The organism is Terriglobales bacterium, from assembly GCA_035651995.1.
Lineage (GTDB): Bacteria > Acidobacteriota > Terriglobia > Terriglobales > Acidobacteriaceae > DASRER01.
On sequence record DASRER010000002.1, the window covers coordinates 114119 to 136880 of the forward strand.

Sequence of the window (22762 nt, forward strand, 5' to 3'; positions counted from 1 at the left end):
ACGGTTTCTGGTTTGGAGCTGAAATCCAAGACTTTGAATGCTGCCCACTCAGGCTCAGTCCCCAGACGCGAGCTGGCGGTCAATGCGGAGCTTTTCCTGGACAAGAGAGGCCAGGAGCTCGGAATCCTGGCGGCGCTCAGCGTCGGCAATCTGGGACTTGATGTCGCGCTGGCGGCGCTCCAAGCCGCGGCGGCGGAGGGCGGCCAGCGAGCGGTCGAGCAGTTCTTGGGTCAATTCCTCGTCTTCCCGCATGAGGATCGAGGCAAGCAGGTTTCGTTGCTCAGGCTCCAGCGAGATCGAGGCAGCATCCAGAACATCGCTGGACGCGAGTAGCGCCTGGATCAGTCCTTCGGTGCCGAGGCCGTGGTGGAGGGGCTCGGAGGTGAGCAGCCGGGCACAGTGAGTGCGCAGGTCAGGGTCGCCGCCCGGGGCGAGGGCACGAACCAAGAGCCGCTCGGCGTCAGTGACCGGCGACTGGGCCGCCGTTTTGATCCCACCCGAGCGCGCCGCAGCCGCCTGTTTCAGCTCCTGGCGCAGGACGGCAGAGTCGATGCCAAGCTTTTGGGCGATGTCGGCGGCGAGTTCGTCGCGAACGATGCGGCTGGGCACGCGATGCACGTGGGGGAGCAGGAAGTTCAGGGCCTTTACCTTGCTTTCGGGCGTGCGGGGCGGGAACTGGGCGCGGGCGCGATCAATGAGATAGTCGAAGTACTTCTGCGACTTGTGTAGCGCGTCGGCGTAGGCGTCGCGGCCGCGGCGGCGGATGAACAGGTCGGGGTCGAGTCCGGATTCCAGCTGCACGACCTTTACCTGAAACTGCTCCTCAACCAGAAGCCCTAGGGTGCGCTCGGTGGCGGCAGCGCCGGCGGTGTCGGGATCGAAGTTCACCACCACGTTGCGGCTGAAGCGGGCGAGCAGGCGCGCCTGGGCCTCGGTGAACGCCGTGCCGGAAGTGGCGATCACGTTGCGGAAGCCGGCGGCGAAGACCGAGATGCAGTCCATCTGACCTTCGACCAGGATGGTGTAGTCGAGCCGGCGAATGGACTCCTTCGCCTTGTCGAGGTTGAACAGTACGCGCGACTTGGAGTAGATGGGCGTTTCGGGCGAATTCAGATACTTGGGACCTGCCTTGTCACCTTCGAGGAGCGTGCGCCCGGTGAACGCGATGACTTTTCCCGCGTCGTTCGCGATGGGGAACATGACGCGCCCGCGGAATTTGGAATACATCGCCGTCGTCGGTCTTCGGTCGTCGGTCGTCGGCTTAGACGCGGGCTCAGTGTCTTTCCAGGAAAACAGCCCGCTGGCGCGTAGCGATTCTTCATCGAACTCGCCCTTCAGCCGGTCGCGCAGGATGAAGCCGGAATCCGGCGCGTAGCCGATGCGGAACTCGCGGATGATCTCCTCCGTCAGACCGCGCCCGGCAAGGTACTCGCGTGCGCGGGCCCCTTCGGGGCGGCGAAGCTGGTCCTGCAGGAACAGGCAGGCGCGCTCGTGCATGTCGAGCAGGACGCCGCGAAGCTTCGCATCGCGCGCTTCGGCGGGCGAGTCGTATTGCTGCTCAGGCAGCGGGATGCCGAGCTTTTGCGCGACCAGGCGAACGGCCTCCGGAAACGTGACGTTCTCGATCTTCTGCACGAAGGTGAAGACGTCGCCCGAGGCGTGGCACCCGAAGCAGTGGAAGAACTGGCGCGTGGTGTGCACCGAAAACGACGGCGTCTTCTCGTTGTGGAAGGGGCAGAGACCGGAAAAATTCTGCGCACCCGACTTCTTCAACTTCACGTAGTCGCCAACAATGCGAACGATGTCGGCCTGTTGCTTGACCACGTCGGAGAATGAGCCCGGGGCGGACATGATGAGAATTCTACGGGCGACTTCGTGGCCGGGAGCCTGTGAATATCATGTCAGCTTTGAGGAGGCTCCTAATTGGCGGCGCCAGTCCGCGCTGCCGGCTCGCTGAGGCTAGCAGCAAATTCCCTCAAAGTCTGCCAATACCGCTCGCCCGTCGAATAGGAGAGATCGTCGTGGCCGGCGCGGGTCGTACCAAAAGTTGCGCTTGGGCGGGTTTGCCGCCTGGTACAGCTTGAGTCCGTGCTGGAACGAGATGACGTTCTCGGCCGCGTCCGTGCATGACCCGCGCCGGACAATGAATGGTCGCCAGCTTGTTCTCGTTTTGGACATGGTCGCACCAGGCGTGAGTCGGGCGTCTCAAAAATATCAGAGCGCCGACGCAAGCAGCTTGTTCTCTGCGGCCACTTTCGCCAACCAGCGGCCCGAATCCTTAATAATGCGCTGCTGCGTGCGGAAGTCCACGTACACCAGCCCGAAGCGCTGGGTGTAGCCCTCGGCCCACTCGAAATTGTCGAGCAGGCTCCAGGCGTGATAGCCGCGAATGTCGGCGCCGTCGCGAATGGCGCGCGAGACCGCGCCGAGGTATCCGGCATAGTAGTCAATGCGGCGCCGGTCGGCCACGCGGCCGTGCGCGTCAGGCGAGTCGAGATACGAGCAGCCGTTTTCCGTGACCTCGATGGGCACGCCGGGATGCTCGCGCGACATGCGAACGAGCAGGTCATGGAACGAATCGGGCCAAACCTCCCAACCCATGTCGGTCTGCGGGCCTCGGCGATCATCGGGCAGGCCGGCGTTGCGGAACTGCAGCAGCGGCACGCTCGGATCGTGCGCGTACACGGTGCGGTTGTAGTAGTTGATGCCGAGGAAGTCGAGCGGCGTGGGCAGCTTTTCCATGTCGCCGGGCTGCACGCCGAAGGTTTCCGGCTGGAAGCCGCCCACGATCGCGTCGGGATAACGGCCCTTGAGCAGCGGATCGACGAACCACAGGTTCGAGAAAGCGTGCGCGCGGTCGGCGGCGACACGATCTTCGGGGGAGCTCGTGGCAGGTTCAGCGTTTGTGGTCGAGTACGCGCTGCCGATCTTAAGCCTGCCGTTGACCGCTTTCATGGCCCGGAAGGCGCTGGCCTGCGTCAGATTGACGACGTGGCTCGCCCGATAGAAGGCCGCACGGTCACGGCGTCCCGGGGCGTGGCGGCCAGCAGAGTAGCCAAGCTCGGTAAACACCTTCGGCTCGTTGAACATCGTCCAGTTCGAAACGCGATCGCCGAGAGCGCGCGCGACGATTTCAGCGTAGTCGGTGAAGCGACCGATTAAGTCACGATTCGGCCAGCCGCCGGCGTCTTCGAGCGTCTGCGGCAGGTCCCAGTGGTAGAGGGTTGGGAAAGGCCGGATGCGGGCCTCGAGAAGCGCGTCCACAAGACGCTTGTAGTAATCGAGGCCCTTCGCGTTGGGTGCGCCCGAACCAGTCGGCTGAATGCGGGGCCAGGCGATGGAGAAGCGATAGCTCGTGAGGTTCAGCGCGCGCATGAGCGCGATGTCTTCAGCGTAGCGATGGTAGGAGTCGCAGGCGACGTCGCCGGTGTCGGCGCCCTTGATGGTACCGGGCTTGTGCGCGAAGCGGTCCCAGATGGACTCGCCCTTGCCGTCTTCACGCCACGCGCCCTCGACCTGATAGGACGCGGTGGCACTGCCCCACAGGAAGCCTTTGGGGAAGTCTGGCGGTTTGCTCGCTTGCGCGAGCGCGCGTGGAACGAACGGCGCGGTGGCGGCCGAAACTGCGGCGATGGCAGCGGTCTGCAGGAAGGCGCGGCGGTCGAGGACGGTCATGGGCTCTCCGGCGTGCAGATGTAACGTGGAGAGCAGGCGGCGTCAAGAATTCAGATTGGGCGTCTCACATTCTGAGTTCGACGATGGTCGCACCGGCGCCGCCTTCGTTGTGTGGCGGCTCGCTGACGGACGCCACATGAGGGTGCGTCTGCAGGAACTGGCGCAGCGCCTTGCGGAGAATTCCCATTCCGCTGCCGTGGACGACGCGCACGCGAGTCAGGCCTGCGAGGAAAGCGCGATCCACGAATTTTTCAACGCGGCGAGTGGCCTCGTCCACGTTCTCGCCGATAACGTTGATCTCGCTGGCCGCTGCCGAAACTTCGCCTTCGTCAACGGAAACCGAGATGCCGCGAGCGCGCGCGGCCGCGAGCGGAGAGGCGGCTGCGCCCGCCGCCCCAGCCCGGGTGACCACTTCGGCGATGTCGCTTCGCGCCACCTTCATCTTCATGGCGCCGACTTCGACCTCGAAGGTGTTGTCGTCTACTCGGCGCTTCACCGTGCCGTTGCGGCCCAGCGACTTCAAGCGGACCGTGTCGCCTTCGCTGACGTGGCGGACGAGCGCGGGCTGCGCGTGGCTGTCGCCAACGTCGGCGCCGGTGGTGTGCGCGACCACGGACTGGTTGAACTGCTCTTTGAACTCGCGGCGGAGCTTGGCAACGCGGCGCTCAGCTTCTTTCGAGAGCTTCAACGCCGCGGCGCGGTCCTGGACGGCGCTGACGTTCTCGCGCATCTGGTACTCGAAATCGCGCAGCGATTCTTCGAGCTTCTTCTCCAGTTCGCGGACTTTTTCCTTCTGCTCCTTGCGGCCCTCCGCGGCAAGACGGTTCTGCTCGCGCGCGACCTCCTGCTCGCGCCGGCGGAGCGCAGCGCGCTCCTGCTCGATTTGACGCAACTGCTCGTGCAGGCGGTCGAGGAAGCGCGCCACGTCCTGCGTCTGCGTGCCGAGGCGGCTGCGGGCCGACTGAATGATGGCCGGATTGAGGCCGAGGCGCTGCGCGATGTTGATGCCGGCCGACGCGCCCGGCACGCCGACGCGGAGCTCGTAAGTGGGCTGTAGCGTGTGCTCGTCGAAGCCGACGGCGGCGTTGAGCACGCCCGGCGTGTTCGCGCCGTAAATCTTCAGCGACGTGTGATGGGTGGAGATGATGCTGATGCAGCCCAGTGCGCGAAACTGCTCGGCGATGGCAACGGCGAGCGCGGCGCCTTCTTCGGGATCGGTGGCGGAGCCGAGTTCATCGAGCAGCACCAGCGACTGCGGCGTGGCAGTGCGCGAGATGAAATCAATGTTGGTTACGTGCGCGGAGAACGTGGAAAGGTTCTGTTCGATGGACTGGTAGTCGCCGATATCGGCGAGCACGGCGTCGAACACGGGCAGTTCGGCGCGCTCGGCCGGAACCGGAATTCCGGATTGCGCCATCAGCGCGAGCAGGCCGACCGTTTTCAGCGCCACGGTTTTTCCGCCGGTGTTCGGGCCGGTGATGACCAACTGCCGGTCGTCGGTCGCCGGTTGTCGGTGGGCGGCGGAAGCGCCGGCGCCAAGTTCGAGCGTGAGCGGGATGACGTGGCGGCCGTGCGCTTTCAGGTTGCGCTCCAGCAGCGGATGGCGGGCTGAGACGAGCGCCAGGCGCATCGCGCTGCTCTCGGCTGCGTGCATCTGCGGCGCCACGCACGCGTAATCCTCGGCAAAGCGCGCCTTCGCGAATTGGAGTTCGAGCTCGGCAAGCGCTTCGGCGGCGGCGATGATGTTGGCCGCTTGCCCGGCGACAAGCCCGGTCATTTCCAGCAGAATGCGGTGGGTTTCGGCGAGCTCCTCTTCCAGCAGGCGAACCAGCTCGTTGTTCTGCTCGATGGTTTCCAGCGGCTCGACGAAGATGGTTTGTCCGCTGGAACTGGCGCCGTGGACCACGCCGTTCACCTTTTTCTTCTGCTCGACTTTCACCGGAATGACGAAGCGCTCGCCGCGAATGGTGATCAACTCGTCCTGCACGGCGCCGCCTTCGGCGAGCCGCCGCAGGTAACCGCGCAGCGATTCCTGGATGAGCCGCTTCTGTTTTTCGATCTCACGCCGGATGCGCGCGAGTTCGGGCGAAGCACGGTCGTCGAGGGTGCCGTCCGGAAGGATTTTCTTGCGGAAGAAGCGGAGGAACTCGGTGAAGTCGGCGATGCCGCGGGAAAGCTCCGCGACGGCCGGCCAGGCCCCGCAGGCGGAGCTCGTCAACGACGATGGCGGATCCACAGCAATCTCGCGCCACTCGGCGGCACGATCCACAACGATCAGGATGTCGCGAATCTCGAGGGTCTCCAGCGCCGCGCCTGCGATGCGCGACTTCTCCACCAGACGCGCGGGGTCGAGCAGGCCGGAGAACTCGAAGCGTCCCCCCGCGCGGCAGTAGTCGCGAATCTCGGCGGTGAGCTGTTGCTGGCGGCGGATGTAGTCGAGGTCAGACGAGGGCGCCACCGACTGCACGCGCGCCCGGCCCAGGTCGGAGACGGCGTAGGCGCGCAGCAGTTCACGCAGCGACTCGAAATCGAGCAGGCGCGCGCTGGTGTTGGTCAATGCAGTCACACAGACATCGTATCGCGACGCCGAGCTATTCGCAGAAGATGCGGAAACCTGGACGGTTCTTGATGGTGGGGGTAGCTGACGCCGAAGGTCTTCTCCATCTGCTTGATGGAGCTGTGGCAGCCTCCAAGCGCGGCGACGAAGATCTGATCGTCGGCGTTGAGTGGAGCCATCGGCGGCAGCTCGAACTCGCCTTCCAGCGCAATGCCGCCCTCGGTGATGCGCCCCCGCTCGATGACCAGGTCCCTGTCTCCGGTCAGCTTCGTTAGCGCCTGTCAGTCGCTTTTCACGGGGGACACGCACTAGAACGATGTTGTTACCGAAGCGTTGAATTCGTCTGCTTGCTGTAGAATTCGGAGCATGTCGTTCCCTGTCACCCGAATGCGTCGGCTGCGGCAGAGCGAAGCCCTGCGGGCGATGGTTCGCGAGACGCGACTCACGCCAGAGAGCTTTGTGTACCCGCTCTTCGTGTGCCCGGGTGAAGGGGTACGCAAGGAAATTGGCTCGATGCCTGGGGTGTTCAACCTGTCGGTGGACGAGGCGGTCAAGGAGGCGCGCGAGGCGCATTCGCTGGGCATCCCCGCGCTCATCCTGTTCGGGCTGCCGGAGTCGAAGGACGAAATCGCGACCGGCGCCTGGGACGAAAATGGCATCGTGCAGCGTGCGGCGCGGGCCATCAAGCGCGAGGTATCCGAGATCTTGCTGATCGGCGACGTTTGCCTGTGCGAGTACATGTCGCACGGGCATTGTGGCGTGGTCCGCCAGAAGTTGCGCGAGTCGAAGGGCCCGCGCACGGTCGTCGCAAGCCGCGGGCAAATGGCCGCGGTGATGGAGCGAGCGCTGGCGACGGATTTCGAGATCGCCAACGACGAGACGCTCGACATCCTGTCGAAAACTTCGGTTTCGCTGGCGCGTGCCGGGATCGACATCGTGGCGCCTTCGGACATGATGGACGGCCGCGTCGCCGCGATCCGCAAGGCGCTCGACGACGCCGGCCTGGTGAACGTCCCCATCCTTTCTTATGCGGCGAAATTTGCCTCGGGATACTACGGGCCATTTCGCGAGGCGGCCGATTCGGCGCCGCAGTTCGGCGACCGGCGCAGCTACCAGATGGATCCGGCGAACCTGCGCGAGGCCATGCGGGAGATCGCGCTCGACCTGGAAGAGGGCGCGGACATGATCATGGTGAAGCCGGCGCTTCCCTACCTCGACGTGATCGCCGAGGCGCGGCGACGCTACGAGGCGCCGCTTGCCGCCTACCAGGTCTCGGGCGAATACGCGATGATCGAGGCTGCGGCGCGCAACGGCTGGATTGACCGCGAGCGGATCATGATGGAGTCGCTGACCTCCATCCGCCGCGCGGGCGCCGACGTCATCTTGACGTACTTCGCCAAGGACGCGGCACAGCTGCTGGCCTGAAGTGCCGGCGGGCGCTGGTGCGTGGCGTGTCGTAGAATCTTCTCGCCGGCCTCTTGTTGCCGTCTTTCCATGAAGCTGTCTGCCGTCCAGCTCGGAAGAGTGCCCTACTCGCTGGGCCTGGCGCTCCAGGACGAGTTGATCGCGGCGCGCAAAGAAGGCCGCATCTCCGACACTCTGTTGCTTCTTGAGCACCCGCCGGTGGTGACGCTCGGGCGCAACGCGAAGGCCAGGAACGTGCTCGCCTCGGCCGAGCAGCTCAAGAGCCGCGAGGTCGAGATCTTCGAATGCAATCGCGGCGGCGATGTAACCTTCCATGGACCAGGACAGCTGGTCGGATATCCCATTGTTGACCTGTTCGGGTTCAAGCCGCGAATCGGCGCGGTGGAGTTCGTGCGCAAGCTGGAAGAGGTGCTGATCCGCACCTGCGCAGCGTACGGCATTGCGGCGCAGCGAATTCCGGGTCTGACCGGCGTGTGGACACGGCCGCAGGCGGGCGAGCCTGCCAAGATTGCCGCCATCGGCGTGCACATTTCGCGCGGCGTCACATCGCACGGCTTCGCGCTCAATGTCAGCACCGACCTTGCTTACTTCCAGCTGATCGTGCCATGCGGCATCCAGGACAAGTCCGTGACCTCAATCGAGAAGGAACTCGGTCGCGCCGTGGAGCTCGCCGAAGTGGGCGAAACGGCAGCGCGGCAGTTCGGCAGCGTCTTCGGCGAGCAGGTCTTGTGGACGGAGACCGTCGAGGCGCTGCTGGGACGCAGCGTCGGCGTACCGCTGCGCGCGCCGGCGGGCACCGAAGCGGGCGGAGAGGATGTGTGGCTGGCATGACCGACGAAGCTCCCGAGCAGGAATTCGACTGGGAGGAGTGGCCGGAGCGTCGTGCCGAGATGGTGCAGGCGCTGGACGGACTGAAGAAGCAGGCCGGCGCGCTGGAAGGCGGGCAGCAGCTTGATCCGCTCCGCGCAGCCATGGACAAGTTCCGCCGCGATATGGAGAACGTGATCCGCGCCGGTGACGAGGAGTACCGGATGCGGCATCCGGGGGCGAAGTTCGATTCCAACTAGATTCGATGGCGAAGAAGAAAAACAATTCGTCAGAGGGACGCGCCGGTGGCAACGGACGCAGCTCGCGACCGGCGGCAAGTCGCGCGGCGAAGCCTTCGCCAAACGGCGCGGGCACTGCGCAGCGCAGCTACAGCATAGCCGACTGGCGGCTAGAGCGGCCGGACTTCCGGGTCGCCATGGTCAGCGACAGCAAGGGCGTGCGCTACGAAGTGCGTGGCGACCTTTCGGCGCCGCCACCGCCAATCCGCGATTCCAAGTACCTGACGCGCGAGCAGTGCATTGAGATCTACCGCTGGATGCTGCTCAACCGGCGCATGGAGCAGGCGCTTGAGAACCTCTACAAACAGGGAAAAGTTGTAGGCGGCGTGTACTTCGGCCTGGGGCAGGAGGGGTGCTCGTGCGCCTCAGCGTACGCGCTGAAGGAAGATGACTGGTTCGGTCCGATGATCCGCAACCAGGGCGCGCTGCTGGTGCGCGGCTGGCGCGCGCGCGACGTCATGATGCAATACATGGCCAAGGCCGATTCGCCCAGTCGCGGCAAAGACGCGAACACACATTTCGGCGACATCATCAATCGGAACCAGGTCGCGCCCATTTCCATGCTCGGCGACCACGTTCCGATCCTCGCCGGCGTTGCGCTGGGCGCGCGCATTCAGGGCCGGAACATTGCGTGTCTCACCTGGCTGGGCGATGGCGGACAGTCCACTGGCCCGACCTACGAGGGCTTCAATTTCGCGGCGGTCCAGAAACTTGGTGTGGTGCTGATCGTGGAGAGCAACCTATGGGCGTACTCGACGCCGACGGAAATGCAGGTTGGCGTGCGCGACCTCGCTGAACGTGCCATCGGGTACGGCGTGCCGGGCGTGATTGTGGATGGAACCGATCCATGCCAGGTCTATGACGCGACGCATGAGGCTTGCGAGCGCGCGCGACGCGGCGAGGGCGCCACGCTGATCGAAGCCAAGATGATGCGCATGAAAGGACATGCCATTCACGACGCCGCAGCATACGTTCCGCAGCCGCTGTTCGAGTACTGGCGTAAACGTGATCCGATCGGGCGCTTCGAAGCGTACCTGCTGCAAAAGGGCTGGTTGAGTGCGAAGGACAACACAGCGCTCATTGCCGACGTGGAGCGCGAGCTCGAAGAAGACCGCGAATTTGCCGAGGAGTCCCCCATGCCGAAACCGGAGACGGCCGCGGCGGGCGTTTACTGCGAAGCGGGCTGCCACAATATTCCGGTGAAGTACGGCAAAGTCAAAATGAAGGACCAGCGCGCAGCAGCAAAGGTCAAGGAAACCGAAGCTGCGCTGCATTTCAAATAGATAAATATGGCGCAGGTCACCTATCTCGAAGCGATTCGCCAGGGGCTCTGGGAAGAGATGGAGCAAGACCCACGCGTGTTCTGCATCGGCGAAGACATCGGCATCTACGGCGGCGCGTTCAAGGTGACCGATGGCTTTATTGATCGCTTCGGGCCGGAGCGCGTGGTGGACACACCGATCGCTGAGGCGGCCATCGTGAGCGCGGCGTACGGCGCGTCGCTGACCGGATTGCGGCCCGTCGCCGAGTTTCAGTTCATCGACTTCATCTCGTGTGCATTCAACCAGATCATCAACGTGCTCGCGAAATCGCACTACCGCTGGGGCGCGCCCGCGCCGGTGGTGCTCCGCGGGCCGAGCGGCGGAGGCGTGCACGGCGGCCCGTTCCACTCGCAGAATCCCGAGATGTACTTTGTCCACACGCCCGGCCTGAAGGTCGTGTACCCGGCCACAGCGTACGACGCCAAGGGACTGATCAAGTCGGCCATTCGCGACAACAATCCGGTTCTGTTCTTCGAGCACAAGTTCTTGTACCGCCGCGTCAAGGAAGAATTGCCGGCGGAAGATTATGTGGTGCCCCTCGGCAAGGCGCGCGTGGCACGCACCGGCCAGCACATCAGCGTGATCACTTACGCTGCCATGGTGCACGTGGCGCTTGAGGCAGCGGAAGTCTTGGCGAAGGAAGGTATCGAGCTCGAGGTGGTGGACCTGCGCACGCTTCTTCCACTGGATCGCGAGGCGATCGTCGAAACCACGCGGCGGACGAACAAAGTGATCATTCTGCACGAGGACACGAAGACGGGCGGAATCGCGGGCGAGATTACGTCCATCATTAACGAAGAGGCGTTTGACGACCTCGACGGGCCGATCGTGCGCATCGCGGCCCTCGACACGCCGGTGCCGTTTTCGCCGCCACTTGAGGAGTACTTTCTGCCCAAGGTCGCCGATGTGGTGGAGAAGGCGCGCTGGCTGCGGCGGCACTGACGCTTCAGGAAGCCGCAAGGAGATCTCATGGCCAATCCTTCCGATGCGCTCGTCGCCGAACTGCTCCGCGGCCGTTACGTGGCGTCGCTCGCGACCGAGAACGCCGACGGAAGCATCCACATGGTTGCGGTGTGGTTCGCCCACCATGAGAAACATCTGTACGTGGCGACTTCATCTCGCAGCCGGAAGGCACGCAACATAAGCGCCAAGCCCAAGGCTTCTCTGATGATTGACGTTCGCGGTGCAGAGGGGCGTGGCGTAACCGCGTCTGGATTCGCGCGCGTCATCGGCGGCCAACGCTCACGCGAGTTGAACGCCCGCATCTATGATCGCTATCTGAGCAGCGAAGCGATGGCCGACCCACGCGTTGGCCCTGTGTTTGCACAGTGGAATGACGTGACCATCGAGATTGCGCCCTCGTCCTGGATTTCCTGGGACGTGCGCGTGGCCGACCGCGAGGTATTCGGCGGCGCATTCGCCAGCAGTCCCGACTACATGCTGCCCCGGCAGCTCTGAGGAGGCCTGTGCCCTACCTGCTGAAGACCGAGCCTTCCGAATACAGTTTCGACGATCTTGCCAAGGACAAGCAAACAGTATGGGACGGCGTGTCGAACCCGGTCGCGCTCAAGAATCTCCGGGCCATGAAACCTGGCGACAAGCTGGTGATCTACCATACTGGCGACGAGCGACGCGTGGCCGGGACGGCCAGCGTGGTTTCGGTCGACGCAGCGGACCCGAAGTCTCCACAGGTGGAGATCAAGGCGGGCCGAAAGTTCGCTGAAGGCAAGACGCTCTCCGACGTGAAAGCCAGCAAGCTCTTCGCCGACTCGCCGCTGGTGCGGCAAGGCCGCTTGTCGGTGGTGCCCTTGAGCGACGCTCAGTATCGCTGGCTTACGGAGTAGCGGGCATGATTCGCAAAACGCCGAAGGGCTACGTCCTGTATTCCAAGTCCACGCCTCGCCGGCGTCTCGGCGGGCCGTACAAGACGCGTGCCGAGGCGGTGAAGCGGGAGCGCCAGGTGCAGTTTTTCAAGCGGCGCAAGGGATAAGGGGTAGGCGTGGACGCCAGCGGCCCCTGAAACACCTCCTATATATAATGACCGGTTGGCCGCACTCGGCCCGATTTCACCGGCGCAGCGCGGAAGGTCCTTATGGCAACTGATGTGATCATGCCCCAGATGGGCGAATCGATTTTTGAAGGCACCATCACCAAGTGGCTCAAGAAGCCCGGCGACAAGGTGCAGCGCGATGAGCCGCTTTTCGAGATTTCGACCGACAAGGTTGACGCCGAGATTCCCGCACCGGCGTCCGGCGTGCTGCGCGAGATCAAGGTTGGCGAGGGCAACACCGTCCAAGTGAACACCGTCGTCGGCGTTATCGACGCCGATGGCGCGGGCGCCTCAGCCGCGCCGGCCGCCCACAAAGCCGCACCGGCAAAAAGCGAGGCCGCGAAACCTGAGCCAGCCAAGTCGACCGGCGCCAGCAAAGGGGGCGCCGCAGCGACCGACGGCGCAGCGGCAAAAACAGGGCCGACGTCGGCCCCACAACCGCGCGCAGCCAAGGAAGTCATTGAGTTTCCCGCCGAAGAGGAGCGCGACGTGCGCTCGTCACCGCTGGTGCGCCGGCTGGCACGTGAGAACAACATCAATCTGGAGGAAGTGTCGGGCACGGGCGCGGGCGGGCGGGTCACGAAGGAAGATATCCAAAACTACTTGCAGAACCGCGGCGCTCAGCCGGAGAGGCGGCCCGCGGCTGCTGCCGCTGCGCCGCAGGCCGCGGCGGGCGCGGCAGCGCCGGCGATCGTCCCCGGTGAGATTGTGGCAATGTCGGCCATGCGCAAGAAGATTGCGGAGCGCATGGTCGAATCCAAGCGCACGAGCCCGCACGTCCACACAGTCTACGAAGTGGACATGACGCGCGTTGCGCAAATTCGCGAGCGTAACAAGAAGACCTGGGAGCAGCGGAATGGCACGCGGCTCACGTTCATGTCGTTTATCGCCCGGGCGACGGTCGCTGCCATCCAGCAGCATCCGATCGTGAATTCGTCGGTCGAGGGCGACAACATTCACTACCACCGCAACATCAATCTCGGGATCGCGGTGGCGCTCGACTGGGGATTGATTGTGCCGGTGGTAAGACGAGCCGAAGAGCTGAACTTTCTCGGGTTGCAACGCGCGGTGAACGACCTCAGCGAGCGAGCGCGCACCAAGCGCCTTGCACCGGATGACGTCGCCGGCGGAACATTTACCATCACCAACCCGGGCAGCATCGGTGGGCTGTTTGGCCTGCCCATTATCATGCAGCCGCAAGTCGCGATCCTGGGCATAGGCGGAATCGTGAAAACGCCCGTGGTGATCAGCGACGAAGAAGGCACCGACTCGATCGCCATCCGCAGCATGATGCACGCCGTGCTCGGCTACGACCACCGCATTATCGACGGCGCCGTAGCAGGGCAATTCCTCGGAACGTTCAAGAGATTTCTCGAGACGTGGAGCGAGGACATCGGCTAGCTCATCGCCGCGCTCTCCGAAGGCTCCGCTGGCTGCGGGGCCTTTTTTCTTTCAGCATCGAGCGCGTCGAGTTTGTGATTCCGATAGATGCTGAGAATCCTGGCCGCGTACGCCGGATCGGTAGCCCAATGTTTGGCGAGCGCTCTGACAAATTGCTGTGCGTCGGTCGCGACGGCTCGCGCTTCAGCGTAATGGCTCGACCGGAGGATGAGCGCGTCGCGAAACGCGAAACACTCGCCCATGCTGGCGAATCGAGCGAACTTGGCTGCGACTTTCTCTTCTTTGCCGTCCACGATTTCGCGCGTCGGCATCTCAATGAAATCTCTTCCGCGTACCGCCTTAATTCCGAAGTAGTTGTTGGCCTCGCGCGCCAGCGCAGATCCGCCAAAATTGCTTTCGAGCGCCGCCTGCGCGAGGGTAATCCCGGGCAACAAGCCGCTCGTCGCCGACGAAGCCAGCGCGGCAGCCGCCGCCGCCCGCAGGAATTGTTCGCGTGTCAAGGCTGGTGCACTCGCGCTCGAAGATAGTCGAACACCAGGTGCGCGGCTGCGACCAAGGGCGCGAGTATCAGCGCGATGCCAGTTGCGCGCTGGATGGCCGTTTCGTGCTCCTCCACCTGAAGTTCGAGTCGCTGCAGTCGGCCGGGCTGCCCATTGCCGACGATGCTCAAGACCTGCGCCTTCAGGGTCGCCAGGTCCGATAGGACAATTTTTTCGAATTCGGTCATGCCGGGAACTCGATGTGAAACGCTGTTGTGTATCGTGAGAATCTCGGCGGCGTGGAGCCGTCATAAGCTCGTAAGAAATAGTCGGAGAGCTGCGCCGGTCGTGGCAGGGTGAATTGTTGCGTCGCAAACCGTCCGATCAGACTTGCGCTATCCGTACCCCATCCCGAATCCAAGCGACGCACTTCCACACCTCCTCCGGCAGGGGGCGGCTGTCCAACATCAATCGTGACCGTCCCGGAGCTGATGCTCACAGCCTCGGCATCCGGCAGCGACTCGGGCAGGGGCATTATGTCCGTCAGGTCGCGCGGCAGAACATCGAACAACTGCTGGCTGCGCGCCGATACGAAGCGCATGCCGGTTGGCTCCGTTGCATCGTCGGAAAACATGACCTGGTAGCGATAGCGATCGTTCACCAGGTCGACGGCCGCGACGTTCACCTCGCGGACCACGGCGGTGAACTGGGCGCCGGCGGATGGCACGTCCAGAGCGATGGCGTCGCCAGGCATGATATCTCCGTTGGGGAGGAAGTCGCTCCACACGCTGTACTCACCGGAGCGGCGCGGCTGCACGGCGTCGTCGAGCAAGGCACGGGCTGCGTTCTCGCAGTCGGCGGCAGTGAATGGCGCCGGATCCAGTACGTCGACGACGGCGGCACGCTGGCCGTCATCGCCGGGCGAGCTCAAGGCAGCGGCGCTGGCGGCGTCGGCCACGCGCGAGATCGCAGGCGCAGTCCCGCGATACCGGACCGTGATTCGCTCCTGGAACTGCGGTTTGTGGCGCGCGAAGAACTGCAGAGCCGGGCCGCCAATGAGCTGGCAGTCGCGTTCATCCGCGACGGGCCCCACACGCAGCGTCCTGAAGGGATCGCCGGGCGCAGCAGCGCGCACTTCGACGTCCGGCCCGCGAGTGACTCGAGTGGTGGCAATGTCGCAGTGCATGTTGATCGCATTCACCGGCCCATAAACCGCGAATGCGGGCGATGAAACAACGCCATCGAACAGCACCAGCGGCGGCGCTGCGAGTGAAGCGGGATTGGCCGGATCAACATCACGCACTTCGAGCACGACTCGCGAGTTTGCCGCCACCAGACCGCCGCCACGCGGGTTACCGCTCGGATGCGCCTCGGAGTGGAAGCACTGCTCGCGGCGAGACATTTCCGGCGTGTAGATGCGCGTATATAACTCGTACGTGTGTCCGCCGGCCGTCGTCATTGGAGTGCCCACGATGGCTCCGCCGATCAGCGCGGAAATGGACGGCGGCCCTGCCGAAGTAGCGATCGCAAGTCCAGCAAAGCAGTTCGAAACGCTGATGTTTCCTTCATACAGGCCGCCGAGAACACCTTGCGACGCGCCCGAGAAACTCACACTGCCGTGCGCCAGCAGCAGGGCGCCGGCAATTTCGAGCGGTTGCAAAAGAGCGGCTGTGGTTTCGCCGTCTGCGCCTGTGCCGCCGTTCACCCGCAGACGCGAGCCGCTCACGCTGATGGCGCCACCCGCATCCTGAACGTTCCAGCGTGCAGCATCAAGGGCCGAACCGTACTGCTCGTCGAGCACGATCGCGCTGTCTCGCAGGAACGCGCGCTGCGTCGTCTGAAAACTTGAGCCGACACCATCAGCGAAAAAGTATTCCCGGACATAGGCCGCCGGCCCCGGCGGACCTATCACGGTGACGTCATTGATCGCCGGAGGCTCAGTGTGCACGCTCAACCCGGCGGGCACGAACGTGGAGGACTGCGCTGACAGAACATGCGTCTGAGCGCCAATCGGGCGGAACGTAATGGATCCGCCACGGCACCGGTAGCTGGCCCGTGCGCGCGTGGCAAGGCTGGCGGCCAGTTGCGACCAGCGGCTGCCGCGATCTGGTGTGAACGCGGGCAGGATGTCGAGCGCGTCAACACCGTCGAGGTTAAAGGCGCCAGGCAGAAGCGTTTGTGTCAGCGATCTGAGCACGTCCCCGGCCGCCGCGTTGGTGAAAGCCAGCGTCGCCGGGATCGGCCGGCGATCCAGCAACGACTCGTCGCCGGCCGCGGTGACCGCAACCCGGTAGATCGGGCCTCGCTCTCCCCAACCCACGAAGTCGTAATCGGGAATTGCCGTGACGTAGCCCGTGAAGATTGATGAAGCATCTTCGCGCGCCAGCACAACGCGCGCGCTGGCACGAGGAATGGCGAGCAACGGGTCGGTGATCTGAAGCCGGAACCGGAATTCGTCGGGCGTATTCAGCCGGCGATGAACTTGCGGCAAAACTTCCGCGTCGAGCGCGGACGTGTAGTCGCGCAGTCCGGCGCCATCATGGTTGTCAACCAGCAGCTTCATGGATTTTGTCGCAGCGCGTCAGTACAGAGCGGCCGAAGCCGCCGGAAAGTAGGCGCGATAGCTGAGCATCTGTTCGCTATCGATCGGATCGACGATGGGCAGGGCGCGGAAAGATGCCGGCAGTGAATAATTCTGCAGGCTGTCGGCAATTGCCTGACTAGTCTCGTTAGCGGGGGTCGCTGCCTGCAGCCTCGGATAATGGAAGCAGAGGCGGCCACCACCATCCTCGGGCACGACGAACAGAGCCGACCACTCCTGAAAGAACGAGCTGCCATCGCGGTCCGCAAATCCCACGATGCGCTGCACGGCGGAGCCTGCCGGCGGCGCACCACCCAATAGTGGTTGCGCGAGGTCCAAGGAATTCGCTGTCAGCGTGGCGACTCGAGCGACGTTGAAACTGACCCTGCGAACGTAGTCCGTGTCGCTGTTCACGTCGACCGCCGCCTTGACACACGCGCCCGCGATTCCGGTGCCCACGTACCCAACTTGGCCGGCGTAGTCGACGTCCACCGCGACCAGATCACCGGGGGAAAACGCCGCCAGGTCCGACACACTCAGCAACAACGAACTGGCGGTCGAACCGCCCAGCACGGGTCGCGCTGACTGAGGCGTGTTCCCGCTGGAGTCTGCAACCAGGTCAGGGGCGAGCACATTCATGTGCTGCGTGCCGCAGGAAAGAGCCATCTGCAGCTTGCCCCACTGCCGGAAGTCGAACTCGACGCGTGCTTCCAGTTGCGCTCGAACCTGTGTGAGTGCCGCCGACTTGGCGCCGCCGCGCACGGCCGTCACGTTCGTCTCCGGCACTCGCCTGAAGCGGTCAATCCAACCCAGGTCAACCCATGGTGCGGGCGGGGAGGTCAGGTCAAACATGCCGTCGCGCGCGAAATTGAAGACCGTGGGTGCGCCACTGGCACGATCGACAGGCGCGAAGTAAGCTCGCACGCGTGGCGCCAGCACCGACATGCTGCCGCGATTGGCCGAAGAGGCTGCCATCAGTCTTCCATCTCCGGCATGAAGAATACGGTTAGGGATGCGCTTGCCTGCAACAGCGCTCCCTGGCTCTGCGGCATGGTGAAGCGCGGGCGGGTCCAGACAATCCGGGTCCCCAGGTCAGTGGCCGGTGATTGGGTGTAGTCCCGTTTCTCAGCGAACGGCGGCGCGCAGATCTGGAGCAACTCGAGTTCGAGCGCGTTCACAGCGCGGCCTCGATCGTTCCCCGCTCCGCCGGCGACGCCGCCCGAGCTGAACGCGATTTTGCAATCCAGCGCCAGCAGCGGACGCGGGCTCGACTGGAAGTTATCCGCCGCGCGCAGCGCGCCCCATTGCAGGTAGAACGCGTTGGGAATGGCGCTCCGTTGCGAGATCGGCTGAGTGAAGTCGACCCCCACCACGCTTGGGTCAACTTCGGTCACGGCTTCGTTTTCCGGCGACACCACGGCCGGGCGGCTCTGGCCATCGAGGACGATCGTGCGCTCGGGATTCAGCGCCGACAGCCGATCGCGCAACGTCACAAAGAATGTGTCTTTGGCAAATTGCATTTGGATCCTGTGAACTGCACCGGATTACTCGCCCGCGGTGACGCGATAAACCGTGACGATCCCGCCGAACACTTCCACAGCCAGCCCGGAGATGTGCAGCAAGGAGCCCCCGTGCACGATGCCCAGCGAGGAGTTGAACAGTGTGGCCGCGGAGTCCAGGCCGCGCGCTTCCGCCAGCGCGTCCACCGCAGATGCAGACATGAGCAGTTCGTACCGCAGCGCGCCGGAGCGCGAATCGGGCGTTAATGGCAGAATGACCACCGGCGAGACCGGCGCGTCTTCCACCGGAATCGTGCTCAGGCCGAGTTGCACTGCTGTGGCATTGCCTGCGGGAATGCCCGGCAATCGAAGGCTCACTTCTGTGCCGCCAAGCATGCGCAACATCGCATTCGCGGCACGAACAAGAGCCTGACCGTGCAGCAGCTCGCGCGATGCGGCTTGCGCTGTCACGATGCCACCTTCTGCGCCACGTAAGGCGCGAGCAACGCCGTCACGGTTTGGTCGAAGATCGAATCCTGGAAATATTCCAGGTGCATGCGATCGATGGTGCTGGCGCGCACGTTCAGCGCCGGCGTCGCCTGCGCGTTCCGAATCACCTGCGCACAGGCGAACTTCACCGCATCCGGCACGTCGGCGAGGCCCGCCGTGTACGTGATTTCGATCTCGTTGTAGGCCAGGCCGAGCGGGCCCATGGGGAAGGTCAGCTCGCCGGTCTCGCTGAAGTAGTCGATCGCGGCGGGATCCACCATCGTCCACGTTCCCGGCAATGTGAACGCTTGCGCAACGTCATATGCCAAGTCCGTGATCGGCGGCAGGTGAGTTGCCGAAGCAAACCCACCTTCGCCGCGGCGCGGCGTCGCGAACCGCGCGCGCGCTGAAACGATGGGTGACGTAGCGGGTGCTGACGCGGCCAGCGGCAAATAGCTCAACCGTGCCGTGTTCCGGCCCGCGGCGAGTCGCAGCCGCTCGACGTACTGCGCTATGCCCAGCGTGGACCGGCGGCAATGCGCGTCGAGCAGCGAGGATGCCGCCGTCACCCAAGCCTCGGGAAGGCTGGCCTCGAGGCCGTACGCCTCGTATTCCGATGGAGACAAGTAATTCATGGAAAGGTCTCAGGTTATTGGTTTCAGTTCCACGCAAGACAACCGCACTCAGTTCCCGGAAAGCAGACACAGTCGGACACTCTGCTCGCGATGCGAGACGCAACTGACTGTGAACCGCGAACCGGGAACCGAGAAGTGGTTTTTACCGGTCGACGTTCACGCGGTAGTGAGCGTAGGAAGCGCCCTTCACCACGACGCCGCCAAACTTCACCACCACCATCTGCGAGGCCAGGTTGCCGGTCATGCCGAGCTGAAAAACGCGCGGGTTGGGATCAGTGAGCCAGTGGTACTCGATCAGGTCCTCGCTCACGATGTACGCTGGCAGCACCGCCGAACCCGAGCCCGGAGTCCCGGTGTAGCCAAGCGCCCACTCCGGAATCAGCGGCAGCTCGCCGGCCTGGGTGGAAAGCGTCTTCACCGTGATGCCGCCGGCGATCTCCTTGGTGGAGAGCACGACGTTGAATTCGGTCTTCATCTCGCGGTCGATCAGGTCGAGCAGGACCGGGTTCGCGTAGATCGCGGTGGGCCGCACTTCGAACGACGAGTTCGAAACCATCTGCGCGATCGTGGACTTTAGACCATCAACGATGCTCTGGCTCGTGGTGATCGTGGCCACATTGCCGCCGTCGGTGATCTGGCCGGCCACGCCGTAATACTGCGCGGTGGTCGGACTGCTCAGCGACGTGTCGCTTCCGTTCCACAGGGCGACGTCGTGCGTACGCAGCAGGCCTTCCACAGAGTCCGCCAGGTCCTTCGCCTGCAGGAAGGCAAACTGGCTTTGCTGCGCGCCGATCTCAGCGTCGAACAGGTTGTAGTTGATCTGCGAGACGAGCGCCTTCAGTGGCACGCTGCGCTCGGAACGGCTCGGCGACCCGACCGTTGCCACGATGTTGCGCGGGTCGACGAACGCGTTGGCCGAGCTCGGCGAATTGATGGCCGTCTGCTCGAAGAAGCGTGACGGGTGACCGGTCGCCGGCACCTGCTTGATCCTTTGGCCAAAGGCCCCACGTCGGCGCACGATGTCAGTGACCTCGTTCTGGTAACGGTTGACCTCTACTGCGCCCGGCCCGAGAAAATCCGCCGCCGCGTGCAGGTCGAGAAACTGTGCTGTCATTTTCACCTCAGTCTGGTTGTCAGTTGTCGGTTGCCAGTTGGTGGAACCAACCAGCGCCGGAACTGGCCACCGGCAACTGGCAACTGCGAACTAGTCGATCAGCCCGGCGCGCGCCATTTCCGTCTTTACGGCGATGCGCTGCTCCACGCTAAGCGCGGCCAGCGACTTCTCAAGCGCAGCCGCGTCGAACCTGTCGTGCGCTTCCACGCCGTTTTTGGCGAGCAGCATGGTCATGGTCGGAGGCAGCGTCTTGCGCGCGGCGCGCTCCGCGAGCTGCGAGGCGCGCGCCTTCAGCTCGGAGTTGACGCGCTCGAGGTCGGCGACTCGGGCCTCGAGCTGCTCGCGGCAGGCCGCGCCGCTCTCGTCGATGGCGGCGACGATGCGGTCCACCTTGCTGCCGAGTTCGCTCTGCTGAGCCTCGATGTGCTGGATGACGCGCGCCATTGCGGCATCGAGCGCCTCGGCGGCGGCAGTGATGCGCTCCGCCGCTGCTGCCAATGCGGTAACGCCGATGTCGGGTTTGGGGCCGCGGTCGGTGCTGTCAGGTGTTTTCATCTGTGGTGTTGTCTCCTCGTTGCGAAATGGTTTTGTCCGTGTCTCAGACGTTGTGTGCGCTTACTACCGAAAACGACGCCTCGTTCTCCGGGCTTCCCAGTGCGATCCAGGTTGCGCCGTACGCAGCTTTCTCGCGCAGCAGCACGGCGGCTCCGGTAAACGTAAACTCCACCAGCGTCCACACAGCGGAGCGAACATCGGCGACGCGCGCGTCGGCTACTTCGTACGACATGCCAAGGTCGCGCTGTCCGGCCCCGCGGATTCGCTGGACAACTTCAGGAAAATCGCGCGCGAAGAGATACCCGCGCACGTCGACCCGCGATGCGCCCGCAGCCGCGCTTCTGACCGGCACGATGTCCGCCGCGGTGATGATGCCCACCTTGCGGCGCGCGTCATGGCCGTCGAGTTCGGGCGTGTAGTCCAGCGCCATGCCGAGCAGCGACGGCAGGGCGGCCTCCGCGGCGCGTCGCGTGAGCATCACGCGACGCCCGCGCGCGCCCGACGGCGCCTTGTCGGACGGCACGTCGAGCATCGTGAGCACGCCGTGGAATGGCTGCCGATTGGGATGCCGAGACACCCGTGGCATCTCGATCGCCATGGATTCGAGGTGAAGTCTCATGTTTTTTTGCCTGGTTTACGGTCGGAACTGTTCGCTATTTCGCTAGAGCGGCGGCAACCCACGCATCGCACGCGCCTCGTTCACCGTCAGCACACCGTTGCGCAGCAAAATTTCCTGGATCTGCACGTCCTCCATTTCGTTGCGGGCGTCCACGTCCGTAAAGACGAACTCCAGGTCGCCCCATCCGAGGCGCTTTTGAATCGCGCCACGCGACAGTTGCTCTGCGAACAGGCGCGCCGTCGGCACAATCGCAGTGCGAAACGCTTGGTCGCTCAGTTCGCCGGCGGTGGACCGGTTCACGTCGTGCTCCACTCCGAGCAGGAATGGCGGCAGGTCAAACGCATCCGCGATGATGCGCAGCAGGAACTCCTGCCATTGCAGACGCAGGTCGGCGTCGGTGCCGCCGCCAAAGCGCAGCACTTCAGGTTTCGCGTCCACCGAGAGAATCGGAACTCGGCCGGTGCCTTCGATCTCGTCCTGCCACCACCGGATCAGCCGTTCGTGATGCGCTGGCGTCAGCCCTTGCAGCCACAGGGCGTACTGCACAACCGAGTTGCTCGCCAGGCGCGCCGCATAGCGATGCGCACTGAGGAAGTTGTTGATCGTCTCGAACGCGACCTCCAATCGGCCGAGTCCAAACGGCGTGTGTGTGCGCGAATTCAGACGGATGTAGATGAGCTCGTCGTCGTTGAGCGGAACCGTCGCCTTCTTGCCCATTTTTCCAGTCGCCTGTTCGTAGCGCGGCGAATCTGGACGCCCATCCCAATCGGCGCGCACCATGATACTTGCGCCGTCCACGGGCCACAGCAGCAGCGGGCGCTCGTGGTTCCCCGTGAGCTGCACCTCGATGGCGCCGAACCCGCCCACGATCACGTCTTCCAGTACCTGCTCGGCGAACGACCGGAACGAATCTTCCGGATTTGGCGAGTCCAGGTTGTCGCTCAGGATGCGAATGCGCTCGCGAGCGCCCGGAACCTCTGGCAGCGAGCGCCCGTTCTGCGGCTGGATACGCCAGCGCATGCCGGCCACGCGGTCCTTGACGATATTGATTGCCTTGCGCGCGATCGGCGTTTCGGCAAAGCGCCGCAGGTTCGCCTGCGTCGCCTTGGGCAATGCTTCCGGCCGCGCCCAATAGGGCTGCAACAGCGACGGCAGCGATTGTGTGCGCCGCTTTTGGCGCGCACCTGTGCCTGCGATGCGGCGCAGAGCGCCGCGCAACGTTTCTGCAATTTTCATTGAGATTGAACTCGGGTAA

At 64.1% G+C, this 22762-nt stretch carries 24 protein-coding genes; 10 read left to right on the forward strand and 14 right to left on the reverse strand.

Annotated elements, in window-relative coordinates:
- Positions 1 to 54: 54 nt before the first annotated feature.
- The 3 genes from dnaG to VFA60_00570 form a co-directional block, all read right to left on the reverse strand.
- A complete protein-coding gene (gene dnaG, locus VFA60_00560) occupies positions 55 to 1851 on the reverse strand; it encodes a DNA primase (GenBank protein ID HZQ90265.1) in 1797 nt (598 codons plus the stop codon).
- 363 nt (positions 1852 to 2214) lie between these two features.
- The gene (locus VFA60_00565) at positions 2215 to 3675 is read right to left on the reverse strand and encodes a GH1 family beta-glucosidase (protein ID HZQ90266.1); all 1461 of its coding nucleotides are present in this window, start codon (positions 3673 to 3675) and stop codon (positions 2215 to 2217) included.
- A 64-nt stretch (positions 3676 to 3739) separates the two neighbouring features.
- On the reverse strand, positions 3740 to 6241 hold the full coding sequence (locus VFA60_00570; protein ID HZQ90267.1) for a Smr/MutS family protein: 2502 nt from the start codon (positions 6239 to 6241) through the stop codon (positions 3740 to 3742).
- 113 nt (positions 6242 to 6354) lie between these two features.
- Here VFA60_00570 and VFA60_00575 point away from each other — a divergent pair, with 113 nt between their 5' ends.
- The 10 genes from VFA60_00575 to sucB all read left to right on the forward strand — a co-directional run bounded on the left by VFA60_00575 (position 6355) and on the right by sucB (position 13536).
- Positions 6355 to 6507 carry a hypothetical protein gene (locus VFA60_00575; GenBank protein ID HZQ90268.1) on the forward strand — a complete coding sequence of 51 codons (153 nt, stop codon included), beginning with the start codon at positions 6355 to 6357 and terminating at the stop codon, positions 6505 to 6507.
- A 91-nt stretch (positions 6508 to 6598) separates the two neighbouring features.
- Positions 6599 to 7657, forward strand: a complete 1059-nt coding sequence (hemB, locus tag VFA60_00580) for a porphobilinogen synthase (protein ID HZQ90269.1) — start codon at positions 6599 to 6601, stop codon at positions 7655 to 7657.
- Positions 7658 to 7726: 69 nt separating this feature from the next.
- Complete coding sequence (gene lipB / locus VFA60_00585; GenBank protein ID HZQ90270.1) at positions 7727 to 8488, forward strand: lipoyl(octanoyl) transferase LipB; 762 nt, start codon at positions 7727 to 7729, stop codon at positions 8486 to 8488.
- Positions 8485 to 8724: a hypothetical protein gene (locus VFA60_00590; protein ID HZQ90271.1), complete on the forward strand. Its 240-nt coding sequence runs from the start codon at positions 8485 to 8487 to the stop codon at positions 8722 to 8724. The genes lipB and VFA60_00590 overlap by 4 nt, the downstream gene beginning before the upstream one ends.
- A 5-nt stretch (positions 8725 to 8729) precedes the next feature.
- Positions 8730 to 10046 carry a thiamine pyrophosphate-dependent dehydrogenase E1 component subunit alpha gene (locus tag VFA60_00595; protein ID HZQ90272.1) on the forward strand — a complete coding sequence of 439 codons (1317 nt, stop codon included), beginning with the start codon at positions 8730 to 8732 and terminating at the stop codon, positions 10044 to 10046.
- A gap of 6 nt (positions 10047 to 10052) precedes the next feature.
- A complete protein-coding gene (locus VFA60_00600) occupies positions 10053 to 11027 on the forward strand; it encodes an alpha-ketoacid dehydrogenase subunit beta (GenBank protein HZQ90273.1) in 975 nt (324 codons plus the stop codon).
- A 27-nt stretch (positions 11028 to 11054) separates the two neighbouring features.
- The gene (locus VFA60_00605) at positions 11055 to 11543 is read left to right on the forward strand and encodes a pyridoxamine 5'-phosphate oxidase family protein (GenBank protein ID HZQ90274.1); all 489 of its coding nucleotides are present in this window, start codon (positions 11055 to 11057) and stop codon (positions 11541 to 11543) included.
- A gap of 8 nt (positions 11544 to 11551) precedes the next feature.
- Positions 11552 to 11929 (forward strand): EVE domain-containing protein, encoded by a 378-nt coding sequence (locus tag VFA60_00610; protein HZQ90275.1) that lies wholly within the window; start codon positions 11552 to 11554, stop codon positions 11927 to 11929.
- Positions 11930 to 11934: 5 nt separating this feature from the next.
- A complete protein-coding gene (locus tag VFA60_00615) occupies positions 11935 to 12075 on the forward strand; it encodes a hypothetical protein (protein HZQ90276.1) in 141 nt (46 codons plus the stop codon).
- Positions 12076 to 12177: 102 nt separating this feature from the next.
- Positions 12178 to 13536, forward strand: a complete 1359-nt coding sequence (gene sucB / locus VFA60_00620; protein HZQ90277.1) for a 2-oxoglutarate dehydrogenase, E2 component, dihydrolipoamide succinyltransferase — start codon at positions 12178 to 12180, stop codon at positions 13534 to 13536.
- Here sucB and VFA60_00625 read toward each other — a convergent pair.
- The 11 genes from VFA60_00625 to VFA60_00675 all read right to left on the reverse strand — a co-directional run bounded on the left by VFA60_00625 (position 13533) and on the right by VFA60_00675 (position 22743).
- Positions 13533 to 14036, reverse strand: coding sequence for a glucosaminidase domain-containing protein (locus tag VFA60_00625; protein ID HZQ90278.1), 504 nt, complete (start codon positions 14034 to 14036; stop codon positions 13533 to 13535). The two genes, sucB and VFA60_00625, sit on opposite strands and share 4 nt — an antisense overlap.
- Positions 14033 to 14263 (reverse strand): hypothetical protein, encoded by a 231-nt coding sequence (locus VFA60_00630; protein HZQ90279.1) that lies wholly within the window; start codon positions 14261 to 14263, stop codon positions 14033 to 14035. Before VFA60_00630 ends, VFA60_00625 begins: the two co-directional genes overlap by 4 nt.
- The gene (locus VFA60_00635; protein ID HZQ90280.1) at positions 14260 to 16578 is read right to left on the reverse strand and encodes a hypothetical protein; all 2319 of its coding nucleotides are present in this window, start codon (positions 16576 to 16578) and stop codon (positions 14260 to 14262) included. Before VFA60_00635 ends, VFA60_00630 begins: the two co-directional genes overlap by 4 nt.
- A gap of 18 nt (positions 16579 to 16596) precedes the next feature.
- Positions 16597 to 17571 carry a hypothetical protein gene (locus tag VFA60_00640; protein HZQ90281.1) on the reverse strand — a complete coding sequence of 325 codons (975 nt, stop codon included), beginning with the start codon at positions 17569 to 17571 and terminating at the stop codon, positions 16597 to 16599.
- Entirely contained in the window at positions 17571 to 18116 is a 546-nt protein-coding gene (locus VFA60_00645) for a hypothetical protein (GenBank protein ID HZQ90282.1), read from the reverse strand. The genes VFA60_00640 and VFA60_00645 overlap by 1 nt, the downstream gene beginning before the upstream one ends.
- Before the next feature lie 24 nt (positions 18117 to 18140).
- Positions 18141 to 18566, reverse strand: a complete 426-nt coding sequence (locus VFA60_00650) for a hypothetical protein (GenBank protein ID HZQ90283.1) — start codon at positions 18564 to 18566, stop codon at positions 18141 to 18143.
- Positions 18563 to 19219 (reverse strand): hypothetical protein, encoded by a 657-nt coding sequence (locus VFA60_00655; protein ID HZQ90284.1) that lies wholly within the window; start codon positions 19217 to 19219, stop codon positions 18563 to 18565. The genes VFA60_00650 and VFA60_00655 overlap by 4 nt, the downstream gene beginning before the upstream one ends.
- A gap of 142 nt (positions 19220 to 19361) precedes the next feature.
- Positions 19362 to 20333: a hypothetical protein gene (locus tag VFA60_00660; protein HZQ90285.1), complete on the reverse strand. Its 972-nt coding sequence runs from the start codon at positions 20331 to 20333 to the stop codon at positions 19362 to 19364.
- Between the two features lie 90 nt (positions 20334 to 20423).
- A complete protein-coding gene (locus VFA60_00665; protein HZQ90286.1) occupies positions 20424 to 20888 on the reverse strand; it encodes a hypothetical protein in 465 nt (154 codons plus the stop codon).
- A gap of 43 nt (positions 20889 to 20931) precedes the next feature.
- On the reverse strand, positions 20932 to 21507 hold the full coding sequence (locus VFA60_00670; protein HZQ90287.1) for a hypothetical protein: 576 nt from the start codon (positions 21505 to 21507) through the stop codon (positions 20932 to 20934).
- Positions 21508 to 21549: 42 nt separating this feature from the next.
- Positions 21550 to 22743 (reverse strand): phage portal protein, encoded by a 1194-nt coding sequence (locus tag VFA60_00675; protein ID HZQ90288.1) that lies wholly within the window; start codon positions 22741 to 22743, stop codon positions 21550 to 21552.
- Between the last annotated feature and the right edge of the window lie 19 nt (positions 22744 to 22762).